Origin of the sequence: Streptomyces anatolicus (assembly GCF_019400875.1) — a bacterium.
Taxonomy (GTDB): domain Bacteria; phylum Actinomycetota; class Actinomycetes; order Streptomycetales; family Streptomycetaceae; genus Streptomyces; species Streptomyces anatolicus.
Genome location: NZ_WMBF01000019.1, coordinates 1 through 12,405, shown reverse-complemented (window position 1 = coordinate 12,405; position 12,405 = coordinate 1). Strand labels below are relative to the sequence as shown.

Annotated in this window: 12 protein-coding genes; 7 read left to right on the top strand and 5 right to left on the bottom strand. The window is 70.5% G+C overall.

Annotation, left to right across the window (positions count from 1 at the left end; genetic code table 11):
- Window positions 1-30 precede the first annotated feature (30 nt).
- Both serS and GKQ77_RS04040 read left to right on the top strand, forming a co-directional pair.
- Window positions 31-1,320: a serine--tRNA ligase gene (serS, locus tag GKQ77_RS04045; RefSeq protein ID WP_219687307.1), complete on the top strand. Its 1,290-nt coding sequence runs from the start codon at window positions 31-33 to the stop codon at window positions 1,318-1,320.
- Window positions 1,317-2,141 (top strand): HAD family hydrolase, encoded by an 825-nt coding sequence (locus GKQ77_RS04040; protein WP_219687306.1) that lies wholly within the window; start codon window positions 1,317-1,319, stop codon window positions 2,139-2,141. Before serS ends, GKQ77_RS04040 begins: the two co-directional genes overlap by 4 nt.
- A gap of 58 nt (window positions 2,142-2,199) precedes the next feature.
- Here GKQ77_RS04040 and GKQ77_RS04035 read toward each other — a convergent pair whose 3' ends face one another.
- Genes GKQ77_RS04035 through GKQ77_RS04020 form a run of 4 tightly spaced genes read right to left on the bottom strand, consistent with a single transcriptional unit; the run spans window position 2,200 to window position 5,748 of the window.
- Complete coding sequence (locus GKQ77_RS04035; protein WP_219687305.1) at window positions 2,200-2,919, bottom strand: ABC transporter permease; 720 nt, start codon at window positions 2,917-2,919, stop codon at window positions 2,200-2,202.
- A gap of 12 nt (window positions 2,920-2,931) precedes the next feature.
- The gene (locus tag GKQ77_RS04030) at window positions 2,932-3,843 is read right to left on the bottom strand and encodes an ABC transporter ATP-binding protein (RefSeq protein WP_219687304.1); all 912 of its coding nucleotides are present in this window, start codon (window positions 3,841-3,843) and stop codon (window positions 2,932-2,934) included.
- Window positions 3,843-4,724: an ABC transporter permease gene (locus GKQ77_RS04025; protein ID WP_219687303.1), complete on the bottom strand. Its 882-nt coding sequence runs from the start codon at window positions 4,722-4,724 to the stop codon at window positions 3,843-3,845. The genes GKQ77_RS04030 and GKQ77_RS04025 overlap by 1 nt, the downstream gene beginning before the upstream one ends.
- On the bottom strand, window positions 4,714-5,748 hold the full coding sequence (locus tag GKQ77_RS04020; RefSeq protein ID WP_219687327.1) for an ABC transporter ATP-binding protein: 1,035 nt from the start codon (window positions 5,746-5,748) through the stop codon (window positions 4,714-4,716). Before GKQ77_RS04020 ends, GKQ77_RS04025 begins: the two co-directional genes overlap by 11 nt.
- Before the next feature lie 286 nt (window positions 5,749-6,034).
- Between GKQ77_RS04020 and GKQ77_RS04015 the strand changes: the two genes are divergently transcribed.
- The 5 genes from GKQ77_RS04015 (at window position 6,035) to GKQ77_RS03995 (ending at window position 11,349) form a co-directional block, all read left to right on the top strand.
- Window positions 6,035-6,886, top strand: coding sequence for a M24 family metallopeptidase (locus tag GKQ77_RS04015; RefSeq protein ID WP_219687302.1), 852 nt, complete (start codon window positions 6,035-6,037; stop codon window positions 6,884-6,886).
- 53 nt (window positions 6,887-6,939) lie between these two features.
- Entirely contained in the window at window positions 6,940-8,694 is a 1,755-nt protein-coding gene (locus GKQ77_RS04010) for an SDR family oxidoreductase (RefSeq protein WP_258020811.1), read from the top strand.
- A complete protein-coding gene (locus tag GKQ77_RS04005) occupies window positions 8,691-9,641 on the top strand; it encodes a metal-dependent hydrolase (protein ID WP_219687300.1) in 951 nt (316 codons plus the stop codon). The genes GKQ77_RS04010 and GKQ77_RS04005 overlap by 4 nt, the downstream gene beginning before the upstream one ends.
- Before the next feature lie 73 nt (window positions 9,642-9,714).
- Window positions 9,715-10,647 (top strand): MerR family transcriptional regulator, encoded by a 933-nt coding sequence (locus GKQ77_RS04000; protein WP_219687299.1) that lies wholly within the window; start codon window positions 9,715-9,717, stop codon window positions 10,645-10,647.
- Between the two features lie 141 nt (window positions 10,648-10,788).
- Complete coding sequence (locus tag GKQ77_RS03995) at window positions 10,789-11,349, top strand: RNA 2'-phosphotransferase (protein ID WP_219687298.1); 561 nt, start codon at window positions 10,789-10,791, stop codon at window positions 11,347-11,349.
- Between the two features lie 54 nt (window positions 11,350-11,403).
- Here the strand turns inward: GKQ77_RS03995 and GKQ77_RS03990 are convergent, their stop codons facing one another.
- Window positions 11,404-12,315: an LLM class flavin-dependent oxidoreductase gene (locus tag GKQ77_RS03990; RefSeq protein ID WP_219687297.1), complete on the bottom strand. Its 912-nt coding sequence runs from the start codon at window positions 12,313-12,315 to the stop codon at window positions 11,404-11,406.
- Between the last annotated feature and the right edge of the window lie 90 nt (window positions 12,316-12,405).

The window sequence follows — 12,405 nt, the reverse complement described above, 5'->3', positions numbered from 1 at the left end:
GGCGCAACCGCTCGACGGTAGCCTTGAGGGGTGATTGACCTTCGCCTGCTCCGTGAGGACCCCGACCGTGTTCGCGCCTCCCAGCGCGCCCGTGGAGAGGACGTCGCGCTCGTCGACGCCCTGCTCTCCGCCGACGAGCGGCGCAGGTCGTCCGGCGTCCGCTTCGACGAGCTGCGCTCCGAGCAGAAGGCGCTCGGCAAGCTGATCCCGAAGGCCTCGCCCGAGGAGAAGCAGGACCTCCTGAAGAAGGCGGGCGAGCTCTCCGCCGCCGTCAAGGCCGCCGACGCCGCGCAGGACGAGGCCGACGACGAGACCAAGCGCCTCCTCCAGCAGCTGGGCAACATCGTCCACCCGGACGTCCCGGTCGGCGGTGAGGAGGACTTCGTCGTCCTCGACACCATCGGCACCCCGCGCGACTTCGCGGCCGAGGGCTTCGAGCCCAAGGACCACCTGGAGCTGGGCGAACTGCTCGGCGCCATCGACGTCGAGCGCGGCGCGAAGGTCTCCGGATCGCGCTTCTACTACCTGACCGGTGTCGGCGCGCTCCTCGAACTGGCCCTGGTGAACGCGGCGATCGCGCAGGCGACGGAGGCCGGGTTCATCCCGATGCTGACGCCCGCCCTGGTCCGCCCCCGCGCCATGGAGGGCACCGGCTTCCTCGGCCAGGCCGCGGAGAACGTGTACCACCTGGAGAAGGACGACTACTACCTGGTCGGCACCTCCGAGGTCGCGCTCGCCGGTTACCACATGGACGAGATCATCGACGCCGACAAGCTGCCCCTGCGGTACGCGGGCTTCTCGCCCTGCTTCCGCCGCGAGGCCGGCACGTACGGCAAGGACACCCGAGGCATCTTCCGCGTCCACCAGTTCGACAAGGTCGAGATGTTCTCGTACGTCGACCCGGCCGACGCGGAGAACGAGCACAAGCGCCTCCTGGAGTGGGAGAAGCAGTGGCTGACCGGCCTCGGCCTGCCCTTCCAGGTGATCGACGTGGCCACCGGTGACCTCGGTGCCTCGGCCTCGCGCAAGTTCGACTGCGAGGCGTGGATCCCCACCCAGGGCAAGTACCGCGAGCTGACCTCCGCCTCGAACTGCGACGGCTTCCAGGCCCGCCGCCTGTCGATCCGCATGCGGGACAGCCGCGACGGCAAGAAGGTCCTGCAGCCGCTCGCGACGCTGAACGGCACGCTGTGCGCCGTCCCGCGCACGATCGTCGCGCTCCTGGAGAACCACCAGCAGGCCGACGGCTCCGTGTGGGTGCCCGAGGTGCTCCGTCCCTACCTCGGGGGCCGAGAGATCCTGGAGCCCGTCGCCAAGTGAGCCACCCAGCTCCGGTCACGCCGTCCTTCCCGTACAAGCTGGTCGCGACCGACCTCGACGGGACGCTGCTGCGCCCCGACGACACGGTCTCGGTGCGTACGCGCGACGCGCTCACCGCCGCCACCGCGGCGGGCGCCGCGCACATCATCGTCACCGGCCGAGCCGTGCCCTGGACGCGGCACATCCTCGACGACCTCGGCTACGACGGCCTGGCGGTCTGCGGACAGGGCGCGCAGGTCTACCACGCGGGGGAGCACCGGCTGCTCACCTCGGTGACGCTCGACCGGCAGCTCGCTGGGCTCGCGCTGGCGAAGATCGAGGCGGAGATCGGCCCGCTCGCGCTGGCCGCGAGCCGTGACGGGCTCGACGGCGAGATCCTGGTCGGTCCCGGGTACGCGGTCCAGGACGGGCCGCTGCCGACCGTCGCGTTCACGGACGTGTCCGACCTGTGGGCCGCCCCGCTGAACAAGGTGTACATCCAGCACCCCGGCCTCGGGGACGACGCCCTGACGGATGTGGCGCGCCGGGTGGCGGGCGATCTGGTCGGCGTGACCATGGCCGGCGAGGGCGTCGTCGAGCTGCTTCCGCTCGGCCTCTCCAAGGCCACCGGCCTCTCCCTGGCCGCCCGCCGCCTGGGCGCGAAGGCCGTGGACACCATCGCCTTCGGCGACATGCCGAACGACATCCCGATGTTCGGCTGGGCGGCACACGGCGTGGCCATGGCCAACGCGCACGCGGAACTGAAGGCGGTCGCGGACGAGGTGACGACGTCGAACGAGGCGGACGGCATCGCGGTGGTCCTCGAGCGGTTGCTGGGCTGAGCGGTTGCTGGGCTGAGCGGTTGGGGGGCTGAGCGGCCCCCCTGCTCTCCCCGGGGCCCTACTCCTCCCCGGCCAGCTTCAGGGAGCGGAGCTTCTGGCCCGCGTACCAAGTGGTGAGCACCGTGACGGCGACCAGCAGGATCGTCGCCGTCGGCAGGCCGACGTCCGAGGTGATCAGGTCGCCGTCGCCGACCTTCTGGGCCACGGCGAGCGACCACTGCTGGACGCTGAGCGTGCGCGCCCCCGCGACGAGCGAGCCGAAGAGGGCTTCCCACACCAGGGCGTAGACGAGCCCGAAGACCACGGCGTGCCGGGTGACCGTGCCGAGGAGCAGGAAGATCGCGGCGTACGTGATGGAGGCGACCAGGGCCGCGATCGTGTACGCGATGGCGATCTGCTGGCCGTTGCCGTTCAGGATCATCCCCGCGATGAAGGTGGGGATCGCGGAGAAGGCCATGGTGACGGCGATGGCGACGATCAGCTTGGTGAAGATGATCGTGGGCCGCTTGACCGGCTTGGAGAGCAGATAGACGACCGAGCCGTCGTCGATCTCCGGGCCGATGGCGCCCGTGCCCGCGATGACGCCGATGATCGGCACCATCGTGGCGAGCGCGAAGCCGCCGAGGACGTCGACGGCCACTTGATCGTCGGCGCCGCTGAAGCCGCGTACCGCCGCGGCGATGACGATCAGCAGGACGGGCAGGGCGAAGAGGATGAGCGCTCGGCGGCGGCCGAGCAGGGCCCGGTAGGTGAGCCGGGCGACTGTGGGGTCGTACATGATGGCTCCCTTTCAGGCCGCGACGAGGTAGGAGAAGACCGACTCGAGGGACTCGTCCGAGGGCGAGACCGTCAGCAGCCGGATGCCGTGCTCACGCGCGACGCGGGGCAGCAGCGTGGTGAACCGGCCGAAGTCGACCGCCTGCACGCGCAACGCGCCCTCCTTGAGGTCGACTTCGATGCCAGCCGTCGACGGGTCGGCGATCAGCGCGGCGGCCAGGGCGCGGTCGTCGCTGGAGCGGATCAGATAGCGGTGGGGCCGGTCGGTCATCAGGCGGCGGATCTTGCGGAAGTCACCGCTCGCCGCGTGCCGCCCGGCGACGATCACCTCGATGTGGGAGGCCAGTTGTTCGACCTCTTCGAGGATGTGGGAGGAGAACAGGACCGTGCGGCCCTGGGCGCCCATGGTCCGCAGGAGGTCCATCAGCTGCATGCGCTGACGCGGGTCCATGCCGTTGAAGGGCTCGTCGAGCAGCAGCACGGACGGGTCGTGGACCAGGGCGGACGCCATCTTGACGCGCTGGCGCATACCCTTGCTGTAGGTGGAGATCTTCCGGTCCTGCGCGTACTCCATCTCGACCGTGGCGAGCGCCTTCTTGGCGGCCCGCTCGTCGAGGCCGTGCAACTCGGCGTTGGCGACGACGAATTCGCGGCCGGTGAGGAAGTCGTACATCGCCTCGCGCTCGGGGACGATGCCGATGTCCTTGTAGATCTGTTCGTTGCGCCAGATCGGCTTGCTGTCGAGCGTGACGCTGCCCGTGGAGGGGGCGAGGAAACCACCCATCATGTTGATGAGCGTGGACTTGCCCGCGCCGTTCGGACCGAGGAGCCCCGTGACTCCCGGGCCGATGGTCATGGTGATGTCGTTGACGGCGACCACGTTGCCGAACCAGCGGGACGTGTGGTCGATGGTGATCGTGCTCATCAGAGGCCGACCTTCCGGTAGCGGCGCATCATCGCGCCGTAGCAGCCCGCGATGAGGCCGAGGACGACGAGTACGTAGACGACACCGACGCCGGACGAGGGGCCTTCCCCTCCGGGGAAGGCGGAGGTCGCGCCGAGGAACGCGCTCTGCACGCCGTCGATGAGCGTGATCGGCGAGAAGAGGCCGAGCCAGGCGATGGCTCCGGTGCTGCCCTGTTCGTAGGCGATCGCCTGGACCGTGGAGACCGCGCCATAGGTGATGGTCATGACGGCGATGACGGCGGCGATGCCGAAGCCGCGGCGGGGCGTGACCGCCGAGATCACCAGGGCGATGCCGGAGAAGAGGAGGGAGAGCAGGGCCACGGAGACCAGGCCCTGGGCGAAGCCCGCCGTCTGGTCCGCGAAGTCGAGCTTGGCGAGCAGGGCTCCTACGTAGAGCACCAGTAGGGGCGCGGCCGTGAGGACGAAGAGGGCGGAGGACATCGCGGCGAACTTCGCCAGGACGTAGTCACCGCGCTCGATGGGCCGTGAGAAGTAGAGCGGCACGGTCTTGAAGCGCAGGTCGCGCGAGACGGTCTGGGGGGCCTGGGCGGCGAGGAAGAGGCTGATGACGGCTTGCAGGAAGATCGCGTAGCGCGTGTAGTCGACCGGGAGGTCCTTGGCCTTCGTGGTCACGGCGACCGCCACCATGATCGCGGCGGGCACGCACATCACCGCGAAGAGGATCATCGGCAGGACCTTGGACTTGGCGGAGCGCCCGAGTCCGTACGCGCCGCGCAGGCTCTGGGAGAAGAGCGAGCGGCGGGCGTAGGCACGGCCGAGGCGCGGGCCGTCGTAGTTCCGGTAGCCGATGTTGTGGATCTGGGTGGACTCAGCGCTCATCGCGTCCGCCTCCTGTCTGCTGTGCGGTGGCGGCCGCGGGCCGGGGCTCCCGGTCGGGAAGGGCGGCGGCCGCGGGCCCCGGGGCGGACTCCTGCCGCGGCTCGTCCGTGAAGACCTCCGCGATGTGGTGCCTGCGCTGCTCCATCCTGACCAGGCCCAGGCCGAGGTCGGCGACGAGGTCGCGTACGAGGTCGTACGTCTCCTCGCCCTCCGCGGTGAGCAGGATCGTGTGGCCCGCGCCGGGCAGTTCGCCGCCGGCCCGCGTGTCGATGCCGCGCCCGCTCAGCGCGTCGCGCAGCACGCGCGTGCCGTCGGGGTGTTCGTCGGTGTCGGTGACCTCGACGGCCAGGGTCGTGGTGGTCTGGGTGAAGTCGGTGGTGGAGCTGGACCGCAGCAGCTTGCCGCCGTCGATGACGACCACGTGGTCGCAGGTGCGCTCCAGCTCGCCCAGGAGGTGCGAGGTGACGAGGACCGAGATGCCGAAGTCGGTGTGGACGCGGCGGATCAGGCCCAGCATCTCGTCGCGTCCGACGGGGTCGAGGCCGTTCGTCGGCTCGTCGAGGAAGACCAGCTGGGGGTCGTGGACGAGGGCCTGGGCGAGCTTGACGCGCTGCTTCATGCCCGTCGAATAGCCGCCGATGGGGCGGTACCGCTCCTCGTAGAGCCCGACGTGGCGCAGGGTGTCGGCGGTGCGCTCGCGGGCCGCGGTGGGCGGGAGTCCGGACATGCGCGCCATGTGGACGACGAACTCGGTGGCCGAGACGTCCGGCGGCAGGCAGTCGTGCTCGGGCATGTACCCCACGCGTTCGCGGATCTGGCCGCCGCTGGTGGCGACGTCGAGGCCGAGCACGGCGGCGCGGCCCTCCGTGGCGGGGGAGAGACCCAGCAGGATCTTGATCAGTGTGGACTTGCCGGCTCCATTGGCCCCGACGAGTCCGGTCACCCCGGGCCCGATATCCATGGAGAGCCGGTCAAGCGCGGTCACCCTCGGGAACCGCTTGCTCAGGCTTTCGGTCGCGATCACAGTCACGTTTCGACGGTAGTGGCGCAGGCCACAGGAGTCGTCAGACCATGGGCTTGCCCTGGACTCACTCTGGAGTATTACGGGCCCGTAGGGGTCGTCCGGAAGTCTTCCCCTGGGGGATCTCCCGGACCTGTCCCGAGGGGTCGCGCAGAACTATTGACGCAGCCGTCAAGCATTGTCACATTCGTCAGTGTCAAGTTTTCCTCGTGTCACGTTCGCGCTGTTATTGAGCGCGTACGGCGACGGGCCGGACACGGGATGGACCGGACTCGGGACGGACGGTGGCATGACCTCAGCAGTTGCAGGCGAACTCCCCGCGGAACTGCGGGGGTTCAGGGAAGTGCAGAGGCTCGCGTATGAGTGCGCGGAGGCGGTCGCGGCTCAGCTCAAGCCGGGTGTGACGGAGCGCGAGGCCGCTCGGATGCAGCGGGAGTGGCTGCGGGAGCGGGGCGTGCGGGACTGGTTCCATCTGCCCTTCGCCTGGTTCGGCGACCGCACGGCGTTCGCCGGCTTCCGCGTACCGCTGCAGTTCTTCCCCACCCGCCGCGAGCTGGAGCCGGGGATGCCCTTCATCCTCGACATGGCCCCGGTGTTCAAGGGCTTCACGGCCGACATCGGCTACTCGGGCTGCCTGGGCCTCAATCCCGTGCACGACAAGCTCCTCGCCGACCTGGAGGCCCACCGCGAGCTGATCCTGCGCGAGGTCCGCGAGCGCCGACCGCTGCGCGAGATCTACGAGGACGTGGACCGCCTCATGGTCCGCCAGGGGTATGCCAACCGCCATCGCGCGTATCCCTTCGGCGTCATCGCGCACAAGGTCGGCCGGGTCAAGGAGCGCCGCCTGTCGCCGCACGTGTTCGGGTTCGGCACGCAGGCGCTCAAGGGCCTGGCGAGCGACGCGCTCCATGGCCACCGGGACGGCTGGTCACCGCTGTGGTCCCCCTACAAGTTCTCCGACCACCCGCCCCAGAAGGGGCTCTGGGCGGTCGAGCCGCACCTCGGATTCAGGGGTACGGGCGCGAAGTTCGAGGAGATCCTGGTCGTCACCGACTCCAAGGACCCCGAACAGAGCGCGTTCTGGCTGGACGACGACCTGCCGCATGTGCGGCGCTGGGCTGAGGAGAGGGCCGCCGCATGACGACCGGAGCGGGCAGCGAGAAAGGCACCGGGGCCGAGGGGGGCGCCGGGAGGATGAAGGACGCCCGCGAGCGCTGGGTGCGCACGGGCGGTGTGGAGCTGTGCGTCGCCGAGCTGGGCGACCCCGAGCGGCCCACGGTCCTGCTCGTGCACGGCTACCCCGACTCCAAGGAGGTGTGGACCGAGGTCGCCGAGCGCCTCGCGGACCGCTTCCACGTCGTGCTGTACGACGTGCGCGGGCACGGCAGGTCGACGGCTCCCCAGCCGCTGCGGGGCGGCTTCACCCTGGAGAAGCTGACCGACGACTTCCTGGCGGTCGTCGACGCGGTGAGCCCGGACGAGCCGGTGCACGTGGTGGGGCACGACTGGGGCTCGGTGCAGTCCTGGGAGTTCGTCACGGTGAAGCGGACCGAGGGGCGGATCGCGTCCTTCACCTCGATGTCGGGGCCCTCGCTCGACCACTTCGGGCACTGGATCAAGAAGCGCGTCTCCCGGCCCACGCCCCGCAGGGTCGGCCAACTCCTCGGCCAGGGCGCCAAGTCCTGGTACGTGTACCTGCTGCATACGCCGGTCCTGCCCGAGCTTGCCTGGCGCGGCCCGCTCGGCAAGCGGTGGCCGAGGATCCTCCAGCGCGTGGAGAAGGTCCCCGCGGGCGACTATCCGACGCCGTCGCTGCCCCAGGACGCCGCGCACGGAGCCTGGCTCTACCGCGACAACATCCGGGCGAGGCTGCGCAGGCCCCGCGCCGACGCGTACGCCCACGCGCCCGTGCAGCTCATCACGCCCTCCGGGGACGCCTTCCTGTCCGAGCGGCTCTATGACGATCTGGAGCAGTGGGCGCCCGGCCTGGTCCGCCGCACCCTGCCGGCCAAGCACTGGGTGCCGCGCACCCAGCCCGACCAGCTGGCCGCGTGGATCGGCGAGTTCGTGACGGCCAACGAGCACGGCATGCCCGCCAGGGACACGATGGCCACAGGGAAGTACGCCGACCGGTTCGGCGGCCAGCTCGTCCTGGTCACCGGCGCGGGCAGCGGCATCGGGCGGGCCACCGCCTTCGCGTTCGCCGAGGCGGGAGCGCGCGTGGTGGCCGTCGACCGGGACGCGGAGAGCGCGGCGCGCACAGCGGAGCTGTCCCGTCTGATCGGTGCCCCCGAGGCCTGGGGCGAGACCGTCGACGTCGCCGACGAGCAGGCCATGGAGAAGCTTGCCGAGAAGGTCGCCAGGGAGTTCGGCGTCGTGGACGTCCTGGTGAACAACGCGGGCATAGGCCTCTCCGGCTCCTTCCTCGACACCAGCGCCGAGGACTGGAAGAAGGTCCTCGACGTCAATCTGTGGGGCGTCATCCACGGCTGCCGGCTCTTCGGCAGGCAGATGGCCGAGCGCGGCCAGGGCGGCCACATCGTCAACACCGCGTCGGCGGCGGCGTATCAGCCCTCCAAGGCGCTGCCCGCCTACAGCACCTCCAAGGCGGCGGTCCTGATGCTCAGCGAGTGTCTGCGCGCCGAGCTGGCGGGCCAGGGCATCGGGGTCTCCGCGATCTGCCCGGGCTTCGTGAACACGAACATCACGTCGACCTCCCGTTTCGTCGGGGTCGACACCGCCGAGGAGCAGCGCCGCCAGAAGCGCACCGCCCGGCTCTACGGCCTGCGCAACTACCCGCCGGAGAAGGTCGCCGACGCTGTGCTGCGCGCCGTCGTCAGGAACGAGGCGCTCGTCCCCGTCACCCCCGAGGCCCGCGGCGCCCACCTCATGTCCCGGTTCATGCCGAGGGCGCTGCGCGCGATAGCCCGATTGGAGCCGCCGCTGTGAGCGAGCAGAAGAGCCCCGGCACGGGCGCCGAAGAGCCCCTTGCCGCCGACGGGCATTACGCGATCGTCCCGCGCCGGGTCTCGTTCGACTGGGACGGGACACCACTGCACTGGATACCGGACGAGCCGACCGCCACCCACGTCATCAACGTCCTGCATCTACTGCTCCCCGCGGGCGAGCGATGGTTCGTGAAGGTCTTCAAAGAGGGCCTGCCGCTCATCACCGATCCGGTGCTGCGCGCGGACGTCAAGGGGTTCATGGGCCAGGAGGCCACGCACAGCGTGCAGCACGCGCACGTGCTCGACCACCTGGCGGCGCAGCGGCTCGACACCGCCGCGTTCACCAGGTACGTCGACTTCCTCTTCGAGAAACTTCTCGGTGAGAGGCCGCCGTGGGGCGCCCCCGTGCCGACCCAGGAGTGGCTGCGCTTCCGCCTTGCGATAGTCGCCGCGATAGAGCAGTTCACTGCGGTCCTCGGGGACTGGGTGCTGCACGCCGACGGTCTCGACCGCGCCGGTTCCGACGAGGTGATGCTCGATCTGCTGCGCTGGCACGGCGCCGAGGAGGTCGAGCACCGCGCGGTCGCCTTCGACATGTACCAGCACTGCGGCGGCAAGGGCCTGCCCCGGTACGCCCGCCGCGTCGCCGGCATGACGGTCACGGCCCCCGTGATGCTGTACCTGTGGATGTGGGGCACGGCCTATCTGATCCGCCACGACCCCCAGCTGGCGGGCCGTTTCCGGTACTCCCTGTCCGAGCACAACAGGGCGGTCGCCAAGGGCCTGCTGCCCACCTGGCGTGAGATCGGCACGGCAGTACCCCGCTATCTGCGGCGGTCGTACCATCCCTCGCAGGAGGGCTCGCTGCGCAAGGCCGTCGAGTACCTGGCGCGGTCGCCCGGCGCACGGGCCGCGGCGGGCGCGGTGGGGCGGGCCGCCCTCGGCTAGTACGAGGGGGCCCAGGGGGCCGGAAGCCCAGGCGAGCACCGCCCGGCACGAGGCGACACGGAGGACGGTCAGCGTGGAGTACCGCATCGAGGACCTGGCGCACCACAGCGGCGCGACGGTGCGCACGATCCGCGCCTATCAGGACCGCGGGCTGCTCCCCCGACCGGAGCGGCGCGGCCGGTCCAATGTGTACGGGGAAGCGCATCTGGCGCGGCTGCGGCAGATCGCCGACCTGCTCGACCGTGGGTACACCCTGGCCTCCATCAAGGAGCTCCTGGAGGCCTGGGACACCGGGCGGGGCCTCGGCGGGGTGCTCGGCCTCGCCGCGGAGGTCGACGGCCCCTGGACGGACGAGAAGGCCGACCGGATCTCCCGGGCGGAGCTGGACGCGGCGTTCGGGGGCGTGCAGGACGAGGCGGCGGTGGCGGACGCGCTCGCGCTCGGGGTGCTGGAGCCGGTGCCGGGGAGCGAGGACGAGTTCCTGGTACCGAGCCCTCAAGAGCTGGCTGTGGCGGTGGAGTTGCATGCGGCGGGGGTGCCGCTTTCCGCGATATCAGGGCATTTGCGGGAGTTGAGGGGGCAGGTCGAGCATATTGCCGCGCGTTTCCTGGAGTTCACCACGGAGCATGTCTTCGGTCGCTATCTGGGGAATCATCCGCCGACGGAGGCGGATGCCGCCGAGGCCGCCGCTCTCGTACGCAGACTCCGGCCGCTCGCCCAGCAGTCAGTGGACGCGGAACTGGCGCGCGCCATGCGGCTGTTCGCGACGCGGCATCTGCGTCAGCACCTCGACCCCGAGCAGGCACGGCAGCATGCGGAGGAGACGCAGAGCGTCGCCATACCGGCGTCCACAATGCGCTCCGTGCAGGCGCTGGTTGGCGATTCGGGCACTGCGGCGTTCATCGCGGCAGCCGCTGAACGGGAGGTGCAGGCACGGACATTGGATGCGTTGGCGACAAGTCATCGCAATGCGGGCATGGTTGATCAAAGTCCGCTTGAGTCCTGAGAGTTGTCCACAGAATTGCCAACTAGCCTGTGGATAACTCGACTTGGTTGTGGATCAAACCTGTGGGCCTCAATTCCTGGATGAAAAGTCGGTGGACGAAAATCAAGTGCGCGGAGAACGGATCGCCGGGACGCTGAAAGGATGAGAGAAAGACCCGATGAGCAGCGCACCGTGAAGGTGTCCAAGTACCTCTCGAAGCACCTGCGGCATCAACCCGACCGGATCGGTCTCACCCTCGACGAGAGCGGCTGGGTGGAGATCGACGCGCTCCTCGCCGCTGCCGCCGCGCACCGCTTTCCCTTCACCCGGGCCGAGCTGGACCACGTGGTCGCCGTCAACGACAAGCGGCGCTTCGCCGTCGAGGGCGGCCGGATCCGCGCCAGCCAGGGCCACTCCGTGGACGTCGACCTCGGCCTGCCCCCGGCGTCCCCGCCCGCGCACCTCTACCACGGCACCGTGGCCGCCCATCTGGCCGCGATCCGCGCCGAGGGGCTGCGCCCCATGAACCGGCATGCCGTGCATCTCTCGCCCGACCGCGAGACCGCGACGCGCGTCGGCGCCCGCCGGGGGCGGCCCGTCGTCCTGGCGGTCGACGCGGGCGCGATGCACCACGACGGCCACGTCTTCCAGGTCAGCGCCAACGGCGTCTGGCTCACGGCCGCGGTCCCGCCCGGTTATCTGCGCTTTCCCGGCCCACGCTGACCCACGCAGGGGCTCGCTGAAAGGGGCTCGCTGAAAGGGGTTCGCGCCGGGCGGTCAGCTCAGCTGGGAGAGCGCCTCGGTCGCGATCTGTTCGAAGACGCCCTGGTCGGTGGCGAAGACCGAGTCCGGGATCGGGGCGTGGACGACGATCTCGGTGAAGCCCAGTTCGGCGTGGCGCCCGGCGAAGTCCACGAAGGCGTCGAGGGACGCCAGGGGCCGGTTGCGGTCCGGGGTGAAGCCGGTCAGCAGGATCTTGTCCAGCTCGCTCACGTCCCGGCCGACGTCGGCGCAGGCCTTGCCGAGCTTCTCGATCTGCCCCCGCAGCGCCTCGCGGGACTCCTCGGGGGTGCCGTTCTCGAAGAGCTTCGGGTCGCCCGTGGTCACCCACGCCTGCCCGTGCCGGGCCGCGAGCCGCAGACCGCGCGGGCCGGTCGCGGCGACCGCGAAGGGGAGCCTCGGCCGCTGTACGCACCCCGGGATGTTGCGCGCCTCGCTCGCCGAGTAGAAGGCCCCCTCGTGCGTCACCGAGTCCTCGGTCAGCAGCCGGTCGAGCAGCGGGACGAATTCGCCCAGCCGGTCGGCGCGCTCGCGCGGGGTCCAGGGTTCCTGGTCCGCACCGAGCAGCGTCGTGGCGTCGAAGCCGTTGCCGCCGGCGCCGATGCCGAGCGTGAGGCGTCCGCCGGAGATGTCGTCGAGCGAGATGAGTTCCTTGGCGAGCGTCACGGGGTGGCGGAAGTTGGGCGACGTCACGAGCGTGCCCAGGCGCACCCGCTCGGTGGCGGCCGCGGCGGCCGTCAGCGTCGGCACCGCGCCGAACCACGGGCCGTCGCGGAAGGAGCGCCAGGCGAGGTGGTCATAGGTGTACGCGGTGTGGAAGCCCAGCTCCTCGGCGCGCAGCCACTGGTCGCGGCCGCCTTCGTGCCAGCGGCGGACAGGAAGGATCACGGTGCTCAGGCGCAGACTCACCCTTCAGAGCTTACGGCGATCACCCACGGCCTCAGGAGCCGCCCCCGAGGGGCGCGGGCCTTCCCCGTGCCCCCTCACACCTCCCAGGGC

What these genes read in the sequence shown, in the direction of transcription:
- GKQ77_RS03995 (WP_219687298.1), top strand. Translation starts at nt 10,789, where the DNA reads ATGAGAGAAAGACCCGATGAGCAGCGCACCGTGAAGGTGTCCAAGTAC.
- GKQ77_RS04025 (WP_219687303.1), bottom strand. Translation starts at nt 4,724, where the DNA reads ATGAGCGCTGAGTCCACCCAGATCCACAACATCGGCTACCGGAACTAC.
- GKQ77_RS04010 (WP_258020811.1), top strand. Translation starts at nt 6,940, where the DNA reads ATGAAGGACGCCCGCGAGCGCTGGGTGCGCACGGGCGGTGTGGAGCTG.
- GKQ77_RS04015 (WP_219687302.1), top strand. Translation starts at nt 6,035, where the DNA reads ATGACCTCAGCAGTTGCAGGCGAACTCCCCGCGGAACTGCGGGGGTTC.
- GKQ77_RS04035 (WP_219687305.1), bottom strand. Translation starts at nt 2,919, where the DNA reads ATGTACGACCCCACAGTCGCCCGGCTCACCTACCGGGCCCTGCTCGGC.
- GKQ77_RS04030 (WP_219687304.1), bottom strand. Translation starts at nt 3,843, where the DNA reads ATGAGCACGATCACCATCGACCACACGTCCCGCTGGTTCGGCAACGTG.